The sequence below is a fragment of the Clostridium sardiniense genome, from assembly GCF_019753795.1.
Taxonomy (GTDB): domain Bacteria; phylum Bacillota; class Clostridia; order Clostridiales; family Clostridiaceae; genus Clostridium; species Clostridium sardiniense.
On record NZ_JAIKTU010000012.1, the window covers coordinates 134227 to 154260 of the forward strand.

General features: G+C 31.5%; 4 protein-coding genes. All 4 read right to left on the bottom strand.

Annotated features, from left to right (window positions below; all coding sequences use genetic code 11):
• Positions 1 to 151 precede the first annotated feature (151 nt).
• The 4 genes from K5V21_RS14790 to K5V21_RS14805 all read right to left on the bottom strand — a co-directional run bounded on the left by K5V21_RS14790 (position 152) and on the right by K5V21_RS14805 (position 19773).
• Positions 152 to 6400: an Ig-like domain-containing protein gene (locus tag K5V21_RS14790; protein ID WP_221861938.1), complete on the bottom strand. Its 6249-nt coding sequence runs from the start codon at positions 6398 to 6400 to the stop codon at positions 152 to 154.
• Between the two features lie 21 nt (positions 6401 to 6421).
• Complete coding sequence (locus tag K5V21_RS14795; RefSeq protein WP_221861939.1) at positions 6422 to 9226, bottom strand: alpha-L-fucosidase; 2805 nt, start codon at positions 9224 to 9226, stop codon at positions 6422 to 6424.
• 156 nt (positions 9227 to 9382) lie between these two features.
• Positions 9383 to 14416: a discoidin domain-containing protein gene (locus K5V21_RS14800; protein ID WP_221861940.1), complete on the bottom strand. Its 5034-nt coding sequence runs from the start codon at positions 14414 to 14416 to the stop codon at positions 9383 to 9385.
• A gap of 218 nt (positions 14417 to 14634) precedes the next feature.
• Positions 14635 to 19773 (bottom strand): beta-N-acetylglucosaminidase domain-containing protein, encoded by a 5139-nt coding sequence (locus K5V21_RS14805; RefSeq protein WP_221861941.1) that lies wholly within the window; start codon positions 19771 to 19773, stop codon positions 14635 to 14637.
• Between the last annotated feature and the right edge of the window lie 261 nt (positions 19774 to 20034).

Genomic DNA, 20034 nt, shown 5'->3' on the forward strand with positions numbered 1-20034 from the left:
TTATCTTACACACTTTTTAAATATCACTGTGTAAAATTATTACACAGTATTACACTAATACGCTTTTCTGTGTAATACCTCATAAAACGTTTACTGATAAAATAAAAAGATGTTAGAAATATAAATATTTCTAACATCTTTTTTTAATTAACTATTTTCTCTTTCTTTTTATTATTACTGCACCCCCTACTAATGATAATACACCTGCTAATAATATACCACTAGATACCATACCACCTGTTGCTGGTACTTTTCCTGGATTATTGCTATTTCCTGTTCCTTGGTTACCACTTCCACCATTATTGTTTCCACTAGCATTTCCATTATTAGAATTATTATCTCCTGGCTTATCTATATTTGTATTATCATCTTTGTCCTCATCTTTATTATCATCATCTACGTTGTCATCTGAATTTTCTTTTAATTCATTTCTAGCTTTAGTAAGAGATTTTATTGCATTATCAATATCTTCTGATGTTGCAGCATCATTTTTTAATACCTTTTCTGCATTATCTAATGATTTGTTTAAGTTATCTACACTTTCCTTAGTATATTTTGATAAATCCATAGCCTTAATTTCCTTTATTAATTCTTCAAGCTTAGATTTATCTGGTTTGAATCTTAAATCAAGATAAGCTTTCATTAAGTTATCAAAAGCACTATCAACTTCTGCTTGCATAGCATTTTCATCTGCTAATACATTTTTAGCTTCTTTTAAATACTTTTCTAACTTAGTCCATGTTGATTCTATATACTTATCTTTTTCTAAAGCGTCTATTATATCAACTATTCCATGAAGTGCTTCCTTGTCCCCTTGCTTAAATTCTAACATATGAATTGCATTCATTAATCTCTTGAATACACTATCTACATCTTCTGCTGTAGCATCTTCATTTGCATAAACAGCTTTAGCTTCCTTTAATGCCTCTTTAAATTCTTTAACTACAGCTGGAACTACATCATTAAGTGCTCCATCAGCTTCTGCTTTTTCGGCATAATTAATTGCCATTCTTAGTGCAGTTTTATTGACTTCTGTAGCATCTTCTCTTTCTATAGTTAGTGAATATGTCTTATTTTTAAGACCATCTTCTGATTTAATAAGAACATCTATCTTTTCATCTTGTCCTGCTGTATAGATAACTGAAACTGACGCATTATTTGTAACATCTGCTGTTATCTCTGGTAACTTTTCATTATTTTTAAGTTTTAAAGTATAATCCACTCTATCTTCTCTAAAGTCTTTTAAGTCTTCTCCATTAACCTTAATCATATTTGTACTAAAGTCTTGATTTATAACTGCTTTCTTTTCAAATGCTTTTATTTCAGTTACACCAAGTGCCATATTTTCCTTTGCATTCATCTTTATTCTTAATGCAAAAGTTTTAACCATATCAAAATTTAGATAATTAGTATCTGATCCTGATGTTACTTCTGGATTAGAAGTCATATTAGTAACTTTTTTCCAATTATTTTCATCATTTAATGGTGAGTTTTCTTCAGCTAAAACATGAGCCGGATCACCTGGTAAGACTATTGAGTCTCCAGTATAATATTCAACTACAAAATCTTTTGGACTCTTTGTTCCATTATCTTCAAAGAAATCAACTTCTAAGTTATTTATATATTTCATTTCTGGCACACCTGATCCAAATATAACTCCAACCCAATCTGTTGTATTCTTATTTGATCTTTTCCAATTTGACCATCTATTATTTGCAGCATTCGGATTATGCTCTATTACACCATCATTTACTTTTTCAATTCTATCTTGTGATGCTTGATCTATCTTAGTATCATTTGTATATGATGCAACTGCCATTGGAAGATCATAACCATTTCTTCCTAGAGCTATATTATCTCCATTTACAGACTCATTACTTACTCTTATAGATATACTTGCCTTAATATCTGTTCCATTTACTGTTCCTTCTACTTTAAATGTTCCTTCTTTATTTAATAACTCTTTATCATACTCTGCCCAAGTTACATCAACATCAACACTTGTACTATCAGTATAGTATGCTTTAACTGTTCCTGGAAGCTTTGGTGCTACTCCTTTATTTGTAACAATCGATAAGTTTCCTAGTGCTGAAATACCTTTAACTGTAACTTTCGCTACTGGCTTTAACTCTTGTCCTTCAACTGTTCCCTCTACTGTAAATACTCCATATTTATTGTAGTTTTCTTCCTTTATATCATTCCATTTAACTTCTACATCTCTTGAAAGTCCTACATCATAGTTTGCTTTTATCTTACTTGGAAGAACTGGCTTAATCCCTTTATTAGTATCTACATTAACCTTCTCATAAGAAACAACTGTTTTATCCGCAGTATTCTTTCCTATATTAACATTTATTGTATTAGTAGTTTTCTTTACACCTTTATAAGTTACTTCTGCTGAAAGACTTATATCGCCTTCAGTATATGCATATAGCTTATTATCTTTTATTTGAACTTCCGCACCATTTTCTGTACTTACATTATATTTAATGTCTAAATCATTTTTATTTATATTGTTTCCATCTTGTAGCTTAGCTTCTATTAATATATCAACTATATCGTCTTCTATTATATTTTCTTTTCCAAGTGATATGCTTGCACTATCAATTGTTGGAGCATTCTCTTTGAATTTAATTGAATAAGTGCTTCTCTTTGTTCCATCTTCTCCAATTACTATTATTCTAGTTGTTCCATTAACATCTAATGCTGGAACTACAAATATACTTCCATTATCTTTAGCCAATGCTGTAACATCTGGAACTTTTGATCCATATGGAAGATTAACAGTGTAATTCATAGTACCTTCTTTAAAGTTTTCTATAGCTACACCATTAACTTTAATTTCTTTTAAAAGTGATGTTCCTTCACTTACTAATACATTTGAATAAACTTCAAATTCAGTAAGTCCAACAGCTTTATTTGCATCTGTGTCTTCTTTTAATAATGCTCTTATTTTATTTGTTTTTACTGTGTCAAAAGTTATCTCTTCAGTTCCCTCAGCTGAGAAACCTGTCTTCTTACTTTGATTTGCAACTTCCTTCCACTCTTCTCCATCTAAATATTCAATTGTTATCTCGCTTGGAATCTCTACCCCGTGATCTTTGTACAAGGAAATTCCAACCTTATTAATTGAATGAGCTTTATTAAATTCAATTCCTACATAGTCATCATAGTTTTCTCCTGGTTTTCCCCAGTTAGTCCACCTATTTTGTGGAGAATTATTTTTTGATATTACTCCATCATTTATATTATTTATATTGTCTGGTCCTGAATAAGTAGTAAAGGCTTTAGGGAATTCTTTACCTTCATTTACTGCAATGTTTTTCATTTCAAAGTTATCAGTAACAGTAACTATTACTTTCCCCTTAATACCTGAAACTTCTTCTACAGTTCCTTCTACCTCTACTGTTTTAGCGCTATTAACATCCTCATCATTTAATTCTCTATCCCAAGTTACTGGATAATTTTCTATACTACCGTCATTAAATATTGCTGAAACTTCTTTTGGTAGTTCTGGTTTATCTCCAACAGCCGTTAAAATTCTACTATCTAGTATGCCTATTATATCTTTTACAATAACAGTTACTTCAACAGGAATATTGCTATATTCAGTGGTACCACTAACTTTAAAAGTACCTGCTTTGCTTAATTTATCACTAGGAACTTCCTCCCAAGTAACTGGCACTTCACCTTTGCTTCCATTACTATATAATGCAGTAACTTTATCTTGAAGATTTAGTTCCCCATTAACTGGTACTGTTATATCACTAACGTCATACCCTACTATCTCCATCTTATCCATATCTTCTTCATCAACTGAGTAAACTTTTATATTATCTGTACCTAAACCTTCACTTGTTGCAGTTAATGTAAATGATCCTGCATTAGCATCTGATTGAACAATAACAAGCGCCTTACCATGGTCTGCTTTTCTCTTATTATCTTTATATCTTTCAACACTTGCAGCATTACCATTATCAACCCCAACTATCTTTCCGTTACCTGATATTTCAAAGTTAATTAAATTATCAGCATTTGGCACTATTGTTCCATTTTCATCAACAACATCTACTGTTATATAAGAAAGATCAGAGCCATTTGATTTAACGACCTGTCTATCAGCAGTTAAATTAAGCTTCTTTGCTTCTTTTGCTGTTTTAACTTCATCTCTTGAAATTTCTTTTCCACTCGCATCTTTTGCAACAGCAGTTAATTTTCCAGGCTTATATGGAACTCTAAATTCTAAATGAAGTTTTCCTTCATTAGTTTCTTTATATTCTCCATTATACCCAGCATTTGTTACTTCGTAAGTATCTGTTCCAACTAACTCTCCAAGTTCTTTAGAATTAACATCTTCGTTATAATATAAATCAACACTATTTGCATTAGTGTATGCATATACTAAAATCTTATCTCCATCAACCTTTATGCTATCATCATTTTCAAAGTTCCAATGTGGTAGTAAATGAACCATTGGCTCATCTGACCATTGACTTTGATAGAAATAAAAAACATCTTTTGGGAATCCCGCTGTATCTATTGCTCCAAAATATGAACTCTTTGCTGGATATGATCCATAATAAGGAGTTGGCTCTCCAATATAGTCAAAACCTGTCCAAATATATTCTCCTGCTATATAGCCTCTATCTCTATCTCTCTTCCAAGCTTCTTCAGCTGTCTTTCCCCAACCAACATAATCATTATCATATGATGACTGTTGTTTATCTTGGTGTGTATGCATTTGAAGCTTTTGCTCTGGATGTGAATAAACTCCACGACTTCTTGTTGCAGATGAATTCTCTGATCCATATATCTTCCAATCTGGATGTTTTGCTCTAAGGCTCTCGTAATTATCTTCAGCATAATTAAATCCAACTACATCTATAATATCTGCTACAGCCTCATGAGCACCTTGTCCATTACCCATTCTAAATTTATCTTCACCCATTGTTGTTGGTCTTGTAGGATCCACTTCCTTAACCCAATCATTTAAATTTTGAGCTGTTTGTACTGCCTTAGCTTGATTAGTTTCCCATATTTCATTTCCTAAAGACCACATTATTATACTTGGTGCATTCTTGCCACGCTCAACCATTTGCTTTATATCAAACTCAGCCCATGTCATATCTCCATGTATTGATTTATTTTCAAAGAATCTTCCATAATCATATGTTTTCTTTCCATCATACCAAGTATCAAAAGCTTCTTCTATAAGAAGTATACCTTCTCTATTACATATATCTATTAATTGCTGTGAAGCTGGATTATGAGTAACCCTTATAGAATTTACTCCCATCTCCTTTAATAGCTTAACTTGTCTTTCTATTGCAGCCTCATTTGATACAGCTCCAAGTGCTCCCTGATCATGATGCATACAAACTCCTTTAAGTTTCATTTGCTCTCCATTTAGGAAGAAACCTTCATCATCTGAAAAATCAAACCATCTCATACCAAAGTCAGTTTTATACTCATCAACTACATTTTCATCAATAGAAACAGTAGTTACAACTTTATATATATAACCACTCTCAGTGCTCCAAAGTTTTGGACTCTTAACTGCTACTTCTTGGCTAAATTTCTTTTCACTCTTTTTAGTTACTACTTCTGTACTACTAACTTCTCCAACATTTTTGCCCTCTGCATCATATATAGTTGAAGTTACTTTTACATCCTTATCCTCATTCTCTTCATTTATAATATCAGTCTTTATATCAACTAAAGCTCTACCTTTTTTATATTCTTCTTCAAGGTTTGGAGTTGTAACAAATGTTCCGTATTTATCTACACTAACTTTTTCTGTAACAGTTAAGTGTACATCTCTATAAATACCACTTCCTGAGTACCATCTACTGCTAGGTTGCTTATTATTAACCTTAACTGAGATAACGTTTTCAGTAACTCCATCATAAACTAGGTTATCTGTGATATCAAAAGAGAATGGAGTATATCCATAAGGATGATTCCCAACTTGTGTTCCATTTACATAGACATAGCTGTCCATATATGCACCATCAAAATCTATTGATATCTTTTTACCTTCCATTTCTTTAGGAAGTACAAAACTCTTTCTATACCAGCCTATTCCACCATCTAAATAACCACCTTCATGAGTAGATGGCGAATTTTTATTGAAGTCTAATTCTATACTCCAATCATGTGGAAGATTTAATTGTCTCCATGAATCATCATTAAAATCCTTATCCTTTGCTTCTGGGACATCCCCTAAATTAAATGTCCATCCATCATTAAATAATATTGATCTTTGTTTCTCTTCTGTTAGTACTTTACTCACTGGATTTTTCCCACCTTCTTTTATAGTATCTGCTAAAGCTGTTACCCCTGAGGATGTTACTATTATTGATAATGAAAGTAGGGCTCCTAATATCTTCTTACATTTCATTTTTTTCTCCCCTTATACCCTTTATTTTATGTTATCCATAATGTAATTTATCTCGTATTCATCAACTATATTATCCTTATTGATATCATACTCGCTTTTATTTTTTCCATAATATTTAGATGCTATAGATAGATCTCCTAAGTCAATTTTCTTATTTTTATTAAAATCTCCTAATAGGATTTCTTCTCCACTGCCTCCATTATCTTTAGTGTTTATAAAAGCATGATTAATTTGAGAATCAGCTCTTCCTCCATGTGGATTACTTCCTACAGATAAGAAAGTTAATGTATGCTCTCCATATGCTAAATCTTTACTATCGAATATTACTTCATTCTCTAGTCTATTTTCTGAATATGGATCAACTTCTAAAAATTCTCCATCATCAATCTTAATCTTATATAATCCATGATTTGGGTCCTTAGCTCCAATTAATACAATTCTTGATCCTTCAAACTTAATGCTATAAGTTTTATTTTCTCCTCTTGCCCAGGCTCCATTTGCTTCTTGATTCCATCCCTCTCCAAAGGTAAACTTATTCATTCCATTTCCAGTATCAGTTGTATTAATCTTTAAATAAGTATTGTCATCATCTTCTATAGTCACCTCTAAATTATCATTAAATCCTATTATTCCCCCTATAGGATTACTTAAAGTCACAAAGAAGTTCTCATCCTCTTCAATTTCATCATCATCTATTATTGTTATTCTATCTATTACCTTTTCTGTTTCATTTTCATCAAAGGATAAAGTTCCTGACCATACATGTAGATCCTTTAAATTTTCTGCACTTCCTAGAACTGTATCATAGTTTACTTCAATTCTTCCTCTGCTTCCCCCTTTTCTAATAACCTTAAATTCTGGATTTTTAGTACTCTCTAAAACTCTTGTTGAAATCTTTTCAAACTCTACTAATCCCGCACCATTATTATCAAGTACAAAAGCACCATCAATATGACCTGAAATGCCAGTAGATCTTTCATTTTTTCTTCCAGATACCCTTATAGTTGCAGTATGCTCTCCGTATTCTAAGGTTTCACTTTCATATACTATTTGTTTTGTTTTTCTGCTTTCTGAATATAAATCTATATCTTTAAATTCTCCTCCATCAATGGAAATTTCCATTATTCCATGACTAGGATCTTTAGCAGCTGATAAATAAAATAGACTTCCTTTAAATTTTATATCCACAGTTGATCCAGCTTTATTGGACCAATGTGCATCTCCACCTCTATCATTGTCTCCATGAATATCCTCATAGTTCCAATTGGCTCCAAAGTTAAATTGATTTACCTCTGTTCCTTTATTTGAATCATTTAGAAACTTTAGTCCATCAGGAATATCCTTTGGTAATTCTATATTTTTAGGTGCCTTATATACATTAATTTCATTAATTAAAGGAGTTGCTAATGAATCCTTTATATTAATTCTTATCTTCTTGGCAGTTGTTGGTGGAACTCTTACATATCTTTTATATCCAATAGTTTTTCCTGAATATATTTCACTCCACTCTTCTCCCTCTCTAGATGCTTCAACTGAAAATTCCTTTACTCTTTGTCCTAAATTTATATACTCTTGAAGACTTACTACATCAAATGTTGTATTCTCATTAAACTCAATCTCTATAGTTCCAGTTTTAGCTGAATTATTTGGAGCCCAATAAGTATCAAAGTTATTATCGTTAAGCTTATCTTTGCTATAATCATTATTTATTTCACTATCAACTGACAATGTACTGTTATCAGTTAAATCTTCATCTAATAATCCCTTTACTGCATCTCCAAATTCTTTTATTCTATTAACATCATTTTCGTGTAATACTCCCTCCTTATTAGGTGGGACATTTAATAATAAAACAGAATTTCTGCCAACTGACTTAGTATATATATCCATCAATTTTTCCAATGATTTAACTGCATTGTCTTGAGATTTATGATAGAACCAGCCTGGCCTTATAGATACATCTGACTCACCCACAACCCAGTTTGGACCATTTTCTTCTCCAGTATTTAAATAACTAGGTACTTCTCTCTCACTCATCTTCGCTAAATCAATTGTTGACCAGCACGGCTCTCCTGCATATCCATTTTCATTACCTATCCATCTTATATCTGGTCCTTGAGGACTAAATATTGTACAGTCCGGTTGAAGTTCTTTTATTAACTTAAACCATTCATCAAACTTATATTCCTGTGTAACATTTGATCCCTTAGCTCCATCCATCCAAACCTCTGAAACTTCTCCGTAATTAGTTAAAAGCTCAGTAAGTTGTTCCATATAAACTTCATTGTAATCTCTTCCATTCCCCTCACCATAATCTGGAGAGTTTTGATCCCATGGAGATAGGTAAACACCAAACTTTAATCCATATTTTTTGCAGGCATCAGCTACTTCTTTAACAACATCACCTTTTCCATCCTTCCAAGGACTTTTTTCTACACCATGATCTGTTGTCTTACTTGGCCAAAGGGCAAATCCATCGTGATGTTTTGCTGTAAATATAACTTTCTTAAACCCGCCATCTTTTAATGTTTTAACCCACTGATCCGCATCTACCTTTGTAGGATTAAACCTTGCCGGGTCTTCATTGCCATTTCCCCATTCAACATCATAAAAAGTGTTTATTCCAAAATGTATAAAGGCTGTTAGCTCATCTTTTTGATAATCTACTTGTTGAGCAGTTGGAGTAGCCCCATAGGCTTCTGTAACAGATTTCAATGAATTTTTTGATGATGTAGCATTTGCTTGTATTAGGTTACTTGCTGTACCTAATACAAATGTAGTAAACAATCCACAGGCTATAATCTTCTTAATTCTACTTTTATTCATAAATAAACTCCCTATATAAATATTCTTACTTAGATTTAATTAATTTCATAAGATATTCTTCTAAAGTTTAGTTTTGTTTTATATTATAGTTTGAGAAATTATTCTATTATTGAAAGGATGCCTTTATGGCTATCCTTCCAATAAATTTAGATTAGTTTACTTTCTTTTTCTTCTTAGCATTACTACTCCACCTGCTGCTGACATTATTCCTGCAAGTAATAATCCTGTCTGTACCATTCCTCCAGTTGCTGGAACATTTCCTGAGTCTTCTCCACCATTTGGCTTATTATTATCTCCTGTACTACTATTATTTCCTCCATTTGTTCCGTTGTTATTTTCTCCTGGTTTATTTTCACTTCCATTATTATCTTCTGGCTCTTCATTATCACCATTATCTCCAGGCTTCTCTGTTTTTTCCTCTAAGCCAGCCTTTGCTTTTTTAAGAAGTTTTATAGCATTATTAATATCTTGTTTTGTAGCATCTTCATTATTAAGAACCTCTTCACCTTTATTTACAGCCTCATTAAGATTTTTTACACTTGCTTCTGTGTATTTAGATAAATCCATACCTTTAATTTCATTTATCAGCTCTTCTAATTTTGATTTATCTGGTTTTAATCTTAAATCAAGATAAGCTTTCATTAAGCTATCAAATGCTTTATCTACTTCTGGTTGCATAGCATTCTCATCAGCTAATACATCCTGTGCCTCTTTAAGTGCTTCTTCTAACGGAGCCCACGTTGTTTCAATATAATCACTCTTTTTTAAAGTTTCTATTATATCAACAATTCCTTTAAGAAGTTCCTTATCACCTTGTTTAAACTCTAACATATGAATTACATTCATTAACTTTTTAAGTGCATCATTAACTTCTACCTTAGTTGCATCTTCTTTATTGTAGACTTCCTTAGCTAAATCTAATGACTTATTAAACTCAATGATTACAGCTGGAATTACGCCATTAAGTGCACCGTTTGCCTTTGCGTCTTCTGCATAATCTATAGCCATTTTTAATGCTTTTTTATCAACTGGTTTAACTACTTCATTTTTAATATTAGTAATTGCAGAACCACCATTAATAGAATGTTCTTTTCCTTCTCCATCTGCAATTTTTACATTTACTGCATTAAACTGAACATCATTTCCTTCAGCCTTTGCTTTGAATGATAGTTTTGCAATATCCTTATCACTTTCTATTGGAGTTCCCTTCGTTGCAACAATTACTTTTATTTTATTTTCTACTTCCTTACTACTAACAATATACTTTTCGCTATCCATTGAAGTTGCTTCAACAAATTCAGCTTTTTCATTGTCAAACTCAACATCAAATTCCATTGCAAAGATATTATCACTATTTAATTTACCTGTTCCAAATTTAACATCAAAGTTATTTCCAACTAGAACTTCTTCTGGTACTGTAACATTTAAATTTCCTTCTAAGCTAGCATCTTTAGATCTATAAACATTTAATTCTGCTGCTGAAGCAAATCCTCCAACACCCTCCTTCGCAATAAGTCTAACATGAGTTGCCTCAGCTACATCATTTAATTTCACAGTTTTAAGCTTATTGTTATTTTCAAATGAACCTTCTGAAACTTTAACAAAGTCCTCACCATTGGTACTTACTTGCACTTCATATTTTGTAATATTACCATTTTGTCCACTTTGTCTTGGAAGATATGTCAATCTATCAATATTATACTTTCCGCCTAAATCTAAAGTTATATATTGTGGAAGTGGTTTTACATTATTATAATTAGTATGCCACATAGTACCTTCATCGCCATCAATAGCAAAGCTTGCTAATCCTTCACTTCCTACATTAGGATGTTCACTTGAAGCTGTAGCATGCATTTGTTCTTGCGGTATCATTAACGGATCTGATAAAGCAGCTTTATTGTTAACTAAAAGATTGTCAAATTCTCCCTTGAAAGCTTTACTACTACTTCCTATATTCTCTAATGGGAATACAAATGTTCCAAAGTTATTTGTTTCACTTGATTTACTTATCTCATCAACATACTCTCCATTTACATAAAGTTCTGTCTTATTTAACTTTCCAACTATAGTTATATCTACCCATTCACCTTTTGGAAGTTCATAATTAAATGAATAGTCATAGTTCTCTCTTGAGAAACCAACCTTTCCTGTTTTCTTTTGAACAGCCTTAAATTGACCTTTTGAAGATTCAAACAGAACCTGTTCTTCATTACTGCTATCATTATCTCTATTTACACTAAATGAAATTGAATAATTCGGTCCTATATTATTAATTGGAGTTTTTAGAATACTTTCTCCTCCATTTAATTTTAATGATCCATTCTTAATTTCTGCATTTTTAATATCAAGAGAATTATATCCATTTTCTGATTTATCATCTGCAATATTATTTTCTGCATTTTCAAAATCATAATTTATAACTTTTTCTGTCTTTGACTCTACTTTAAATGTTGGATTTGTATTTGGTGCTGTTCCAACCTTTTTTGAAACTTCCTTAAACTCATTATAAGTTTTATCTTCAGCTTCTCCCCACATCTTCTCTGATAATGCTTGTATAGCTGGGTAAACTCTATCAAAAATGTCATACTCAACTATTCCATTTGATTTTCTATCTATCATGTCATTCCAAAGAGTAAACATTCCTCCAAGCATTTGCGGTGAACCTTCTGGTAATACAACTCCATTACCAAACTTATTAGCTTGCCAATTATTGTAAAGCCATTCAGTATCTAAATAATTTCTATAATAGTTAGCTCCTGGCACTATATAAACCCATGCATCATCTGTATTTATTAAATCAAATCCTTGATTATACATATCTTTTGGATTTGCCCATCCACAGTTCCAAATATTCATTTGAACACCTTCTGATGTTACAGGAGTACTTCCTTTTTTGTTTGTTAAACTTCCCCAAAGTCTTGGTACAGCTTTCTTTTCATCTCTCATAAATTTAAGGATCTTATCTGTATACGCTCTATATTCCTCAGCATTTCCATAGAATTCATCTGTCCCTATATGAACTGTAGAATTTCTAAACACAGGATTTTCTCCATCCATAAACTCGTTATATATGCTTTTTATATAATTAACAACATTTTCATTATTTACATCTAACATTGCAGCATTTTCACCATGACCATTTCCATATGCATATTCTGGATGTACTTTTGTAAATGCTAATGCATGTCCAGGTGTATCGAATTCAGGTACTATATTAACTCCGTAAAGTGATGAGTCATCAATAAACTTACCAAACTGTTCTTTAGTATAATGTCCATCTTTTGATGTTAATGCTACTCCATTTGAACCAACATCATTTGATTCAAGTCTAAAGCCTGCATAAGCTTTCTCTAAAGCTTCACTACCATACTCATCAAGCCATATATAGTTGTCATTTAAATGAATTTGGAAGTCATTCATTTTATACCATGACATTGTCTTCATTATTTCATATAAATAATCTAACGAAGTGAACTTTCTTCCTACATCAAGCATAAATCCTCTTACATCATATTGTGGATAATCTCTAACTAAACCTTTTGGTATATAATTTTTATTTTGTTTAAGGATTTGAAGTATTGTTCTAGTTGATAAAAATATACCTTGTGCTTCATTTGCTTCAACCTTTATAGCATCACCTATCTCCATATAGTATCCTTCTTTTCTAAGCTCTTTATAGTTTGATGTTAATGAAAGATAGAAATCGCCTCTCTTTGGGGAATTAGATACTACAACTTCTATATCACGTCCCACTATATCTTTATAATCCTTAGCAAAAGTTTCAGCTACACTTCTTAATTTACTTTCTGAATCTTTACTTATAACTATTCTTGAATTATCTTTTATTTCAAAGTTTCCACTCATTCCAGCCCATTCTCTAAGTTCTGGTATAACTGTTGGCTTATCATTTACACTTACCATATTTGAGCCTGGTACAGTTAATTCAATAGCCTTAGATGTTGCCTTTTCATTTCCTTTTTTGACTTCAAAATTCATTGAAACCTTAGTATTTACAAGAGGTTTATGGATATTCATTTCATAATCTATAACCTCTTCATAATCTGCACCAATAAAGGATATTTCAAATCCTTCTGGAACTTCAGGCATCTTAAGTTTTGTATCCTCTGCACTTAGTTCTTCTACTTTTATGCTATTTGCAACTTCCTGTACGGTTTTTGGCGCTTCTGGAATTTTCCCATTATATATTTCAATTTCGTATACTGAAACAGTATTCCAATTAACACCTTCTGAATTTGCAATATGCTCATCTATATATAATCTTACATATCTTCCACTTACTTTTTCATTTAACTTTATTTCATCTCTATGATTATCTGGCGCTTTAGTTGCAGTATAAACATCAACCCAATTTTCATTATCTACTGAAGTTTGAATTCTATATTTAGGTGAATTCTTTCTCTCCCACTCTATAACTACATTATTAAACTGAGTGTTTGCTCCAAGATCCACTTTAAGCCATTGGTCTTCTGATGAAACAGCACTTGCCCATCTTGAAGATTTAGCTCCCCCTCTATCAATAATTCCATCAGTAGCTTTACTTGCCGTAAAAGTGTTTGTTTCTACAGATGAGGCAGTAGCTTCCTTATTTAAAGCTACATTAACTCCTTCTGTTGGTTCCTCAGCATCACCATAGACTTCTACTTCATATAATGAAACAGTCTCCCATTCTATATCTGAGCCCTCTTCTTTTGGCATATAGCTTTCAACTAACACTCTTAAATATCTAGCTTCTTGATTTCCAAGATCTATAGTCTCATTATAATTTTCAACTTTAGATCCTTCATAAATACTTATCCATGAAGTTTTATCATCTGAAACTTCTATTCTATAAGATTCAATATTTTTTCTTTCCCATTCAATTACCACTTGGTTAAACTTTGTCTTTTCGCCGAAATCAATTGCAACCCATGGATTCTCTTCATATCTTTCACATGCCCATCTAGATTGCTTTTCACCAGTTCTGTCAATGATTCCATCATTTATTTTACTTGCACTAAAATCTGATGTTTCTTCACTTGATGCAAATGTAGATTTTCCTAAAGCTAGATTTAATTTCCCTTTATTTTTTAATGCAGTAGCATATGCAGCCATATTTCCACACATCATTGTAAAGATAAGAAATAAAGGTAGCATTAATTTAAATCTTTTATTTCTTTTAAGATATTGCATTAGATTACCCTCCAATAAATAAATTTTATAAAGATATTTGAAAGTTTTAATACTTAAATATGATTAAAATTTATGTCTATTAACATTAGATTTTTTGAAAAGCTAAAGAAGAAGCATATATGTCTCCTTTAGCCTTTCATGAGGTCTAATTCCATGCTGAATACTATACTTAAAATACTATTATTATTTTATTTAAACTCTATAGTTTATTTATTAAACTACTTTTTCCTTCTTCTTATTATAGAAATTCCACCAAGTGCTGAAATCATTCCCGCAACCAGTACGCCTGTTTGCACCATTCCCCCTGTTGCTGGTATATTAGTATCGGCTCCTTGATTATTTCCTGGTTTATTTCCACCACCTGGCTTATTTGGATTTGTTGGTTTATTTCCATTGCCTCCATTATTACCATTATTATCTGAACCATCCCCTGGTTTATCTGGATCTACTGGCTTATCTGGATCCACCGGTTTATCTGGATCCACTGGCTTATCTGGATCTACTGGCTTATCTGGATCTACTGGTTTATCTGGGTCTACTGGCTTTTCAACTAAGTTATTCTTAGCGTTATTTAATCTCTTTATTGCATCTTCCACATTTTTATCTGTTGCCTCTTCATCAGCTAAGACTTCCTTAGCTTTTTTTAATTCTTCTTTAAGAGCTTTTACACTCTCTTCAGTGTACTTAGATAAATCTAATTTTTCTATTTCTTTTATTAAATCTTCTAGCTTAGATTTATCTGCTTTATACCTTAAGTTTAAATAAGCTTCCATTAATTCTTCTAAAGCAGTATCAACCTCAGGTTGCATAGCATCTTCATTATTTAGTACTTCTTCAGCATTTTTTAAAACTTCTGATAACACCTTCCAAGTTGATGGTGTATATTCCTTTTCTTCTAATGCTTTTACAATATTAACTGTATACTCTAACTCTTCCTTATCTCCGCTTTTAAATTCAAGCATATGGATTACAGTCATAAGTCTATCTAATGCAGTGTTTACTTGCGCTTGTGTTGAATCAGCATTTTTATATACCTCTTTTGCTTCTTTAAGTCTTTCATTAAATTCCTTAACTACTGTTGGAATTACTCCATTAAGTCCACCTTTTTCTATTACATTGTCCCCATACCCTATGGCCATTTGTAATGCTTGTTTATTAATTTTATCTATTGTTGTAACTGTAACTTTTACCTTATCTGAAGCTATTCCATTTGAATTTATAGCTTCTACTTCAAATAAATACTCTGTTTCATCTTTCAGATCAGTAGCTATATATTCCTTCTCAGTAACTGTATCTATTTTCTTTCCATCTCTATAAATGTTGTATTCTATAATGTCTTCATCCTCATTAGAGCTCCATGTAAGCTTAACACTATTAAATTTAATTTCTGAAGCCTTTAAATCAGTAACCTTGCTTGGTTTTTTAACTAATGCACTCTTTGCTTCATTTAATTCATTTAAGATATTATTTATTTCTTCTTCAGTTGCATCCTCTTTATCTAAAATATCAGTTGCTAAAGCTAACTTTTCTTCTAATACTTTAAAGCTATCTTCAGTGTAATCATCTTTATTAAATGTCCTTACTTCATTTACTAACTCTTGCAGCTTACTTTTATCTACTTCTGGTTTCTCTGGCTTTAATACTAAACCTTCTTTTGCTATTTTTAATTCATTAACTGCTTTTTTTACATCTTCTGTAGTTGCACTTTCATCGGCTAATACATCTTCTGCTTTCTTTAATTTTTCTTCTAAGGCAGCTACAGACTCATCTGTATACTTATCTTTATCTATGCCTTGTACTTCAGTTATCAATTCTTGTAATTCATCTTTATCTACTGTAACCTTTGCAGGTTCTTTAACAGCTATAAGCTCATGTATTACAGGCTTTACATTGCTTATCCAGTCAAACTTCACTTCAAAGATATCTTTGAAACCTTTTACATCTATTACGTTGTAACTCTTTGATAGCTTAGATACTTTTTTCCATCCATCAGAAGTTCTAATTGAAACATCAGCATTTGATATATTGTCAGCACCTTGAAGCACTACAATTTCTTTAATTTTTTCTTCTTCTGATATTTTATAAGAAAGACTTCCACCATTAAAATCATCTAATTTTGGAGTATAGAAACTTGCTATGCTTCCATCAATTACATTCTTAATTCCATTCTTTTCAGTACCTTCATGAGTGCTTTCAATGTTTGGATCTTTATTCTCTGGCTTAGCCTCTCCATCATTAACCTTTATCTCATATAATTTTAACCAGTTGCCATGATTCTTTGTGCTTCTTAGCCTAACATATCTAGCTTCCTTTCCACCAATATTATCTACTTTAAGATATCTATGTGGTACTTGATGAGTTGGGAAGTTTTTAGTTATATCTCCTGGATTATTGAATTCATGAACAGTTTCAAAGTTTGTTCCATCAGCTGATATTTCAAGCACCCCTTCTTTAAAGAAGTCAGCACTTCCATCATTAACCCAAACTGATATATCATTAATATTTCTAAATCCACCTAGATCAACTGTAATTTGCTTGCCACTATCTTGATTACCATTAGTCCAAACAAATGTATCTATATTACCATCAAATACATTATCAAATTTACCCTCATATGGATTACCATAGTTTGTTGTAACTGATGGTTCTACAAATTCAGCAATTCTAACCTTAAGTTTTTCTAGATTAAATTTAACTTCATTATCAGTTTTATTTATAAGTCTTATATATCTTGCACTTCCATACCCTTTATCATCTTTGCTTATTTCTCTCCACTCACTTGTATTCTCAGAAACTTGAAGTGTTAAATCTGTTGTATTTAAATCCTTTTCAATAGATGATATATTCTTTATTGAATCTAGCTTTATTCCAAGATATTGATTCTTTAATAAAGTTATTTCTTCATCACTTGATAATGTTGAACTTGAACCCTCTACATTAACCTTAAGGGATTTTAATTCATCTCTATTAGTAAATACATTAGACTTTCCTTCACTGCCATTTATAGTAAACTCTCTTACGGCTGTCCATAAATCTGGCTTTCCTCCTGGAACTCCAGCCTTTACAGCTCTAAGTCTTATGAATCTAGCTTCTATTCCTAAATTTTTCTCACTTATTCTTACTTCATTTCTTTCATCACCTATTTGAATCCATTCTTTTCCGTCTACAGAATACTCTAAAACTGACCTATGATATCTATCATGATCATTATCATTTCTACCTTGTACAATATCTATTTCATTTACAGGTACAACATTTCCAAGATCTAACCCATAATAATCATTATCCTTCTGTACGTTTTGAATATACATATAGGTACTTTCATCACCATCTATCATTTTTTCAAATTCATCTTTATCATCATGAGATGTAATTAAACTCTTTATAATAGCTGTCTTATCTAATTTTGCATGAATCTTAGTCTCTACCTTTGATAGCATCTCATTTATAAAAGGAATAACTCTCTTTGTTGCAGCCTCAACTGTAAGCTTACTACCATTTATAGTTTCATAAGTAAACATCTTTGAATCTTCAATATTCTTTAATGCCTTTGAATATGATGTCCATGCATCTACTGCATTTCCTTCTTCTTCACTTATCATAGCTTGCATTATATCACTTCCTGCAAGTCCTATCTCTCTTAAGCAATTAAGCCATGGCTCCATTTCATCATATAGATTGAAATTTTTCTCCCGAACAACTTCAGAGAATACATTAACTGCATTAACTATCTTGTCAAACTCACTTTTTAAATTACTTGCATCGCTCTTTATATCTTCTTCATTATTTAATTTATTTCTTATTACTTCAAATTCATCTTTTAAATATTCTGACTCTCCAACAGTTAATCCATGTCCACTAGGTTCCGGTGTACACATATGACTTGCAATAATATTAAACTCTTCAGCTACCTCTGGAGTAATATATTTAAATGAATCTTTCCAGCTTTCATTTGCATTAAATTCATCTGTATTCCATGTATAATCTGCAACTGCAAATAATGAAATTTTTGATGCTTCTGCTTGTGCCATAGGGTTTGTTACTATACCTGCAAAATTATCAACTCCCGGTTCCATCATTTCTCCAGGACCAAGAAGTAACCTTGCATTTTTATAATCATTAACTGGCCAATTAAGCCACATATATGGATCTCTGCCATGAGCATCCTTTGGCCATTGAAGAGCATCTTGAGTAACTCTTCCACATACACCATCACCGGTCCACATAATTTCAACATTCTCTGGAAGATCTTTCATAGTTTCTAGATATGGCTTTCCTGAATTTCCAGTCCAGCTTTTATTGTAGAAAGGTGGACAGAATATCAATGATTCTGTTCCTTGTTTTTCCTTAACCCAATTAGCTACATCAGTAACTAACTTTTTATGTTTTTCTCTATCTGTTAATGATTGTGATGTACTTATATCATCTAAGAATAATCCGAACTGCCTAACTCCTATACTGTAAAGTTGATCTAATTTATCTGTTAACCTCTTTAATTCATTTTCATAATCATTCCAATTAATCATACTAAATCCTGGGTGAATTGCCCAAACGAAGTTACACTTAGATTCCTTACCTACTTTAACAAGTTCCGCTAATTCATCTAATTTATCCTTTGGGTACAATTCTCTCCATTTGCTATTATGATATGGATCGTCCTTTGGTGCAAAAATATAAGATGTCATCTTTACTTCTCCACCAAATTCCATAAGGCTTGCTCTATCTTCATTACTCCAAGGATGTCCATAAAAACCTTCTATAAATCCTCTATTTTCAGCATCTGCATAATCTTCTATTTGAAGAGTTTTTATAGTTTTGTTTTCTAACTGATTAAATATCATTTTAAGAGACGCTAGTCCATAAAAAGTTGCGTCAGTATGAGCGCCAAGGATAGCTATGACACCTTTTTCTTCTAAATTTTTATCTACTTTTAAAACATATGCATCATGTTCATCGTATATCTTCTCATTATAAGAAATTTTCTTCTCATTAAAGTAATTATTAACATACCCGTCTGAGCCCCTTACCCCTAGAAGAACATTTGTCATATCGTTTACAATTTTGTCTGAAATACTTCCTTTTATATTGTTTTCTTCTAATATTTCCATTAAGAAATTCTTTGTACTTTCATCAATGTTACCTTCAACTACTATGTTTACATTATCAGTGATTACAAATTCGCCTTCTGTATATGTCTCACTTTGCGGCAATGGATAAATTTCATAATTTTCTTCTTTGGTTACTTGCTTATTTACCTGTGTAGTCTCATTCGATTGTGCTGCTAGAACTTTTAAACTTGAAATATTTGTTGTTATAATCGCTGATAATATCAACAAACTAACTTTTCTTTTCAGCATTAATTTACTCCCCCTCTGATTAAAAATTTTGATTTATTATTTATATGTCAATGCTTAATAAAGAACTTCTTAATAAAAAAAGCTAAAAAGACATACGTATATCCTTCTAGCTAAGTACCTGTTAAATAATTGGCACAACTCTAATGCAACTAAATATAAAGTTCAAAGTTAGTTTGAAATATTTTTTAATATTTTTAAGTATATATTAATTTTTTATTAAATATTTCTTACAATACATATATTATTATATATGCTATATTA

Bases quoted from the DNA above. Each gene is read 5' to 3' on its own strand.
- K5V21_RS14790 (WP_221861938.1), bottom strand. From the start codon at position 6,400: ATGAAATGTAAGAAGATATTAGGAGCCCTACTTTCATTATCAATAATA.
- K5V21_RS14795 (WP_221861939.1), bottom strand. From the start codon at position 9,226: ATGAATAAAAGTAGAATTAAGAAGATTATAGCCTGTGGATTGTTTACT.
- K5V21_RS14800 (WP_221861940.1), bottom strand. From the start codon at position 14,416: ATGCAATATCTTAAAAGAAATAAAAGATTTAAATTAATGCTACCTTTA.
- K5V21_RS14805 (WP_221861941.1), bottom strand. From the start codon at position 19,773: ATGCTGAAAAGAAAAGTTAGTTTGTTGATATTATCAGCGATTATAACA.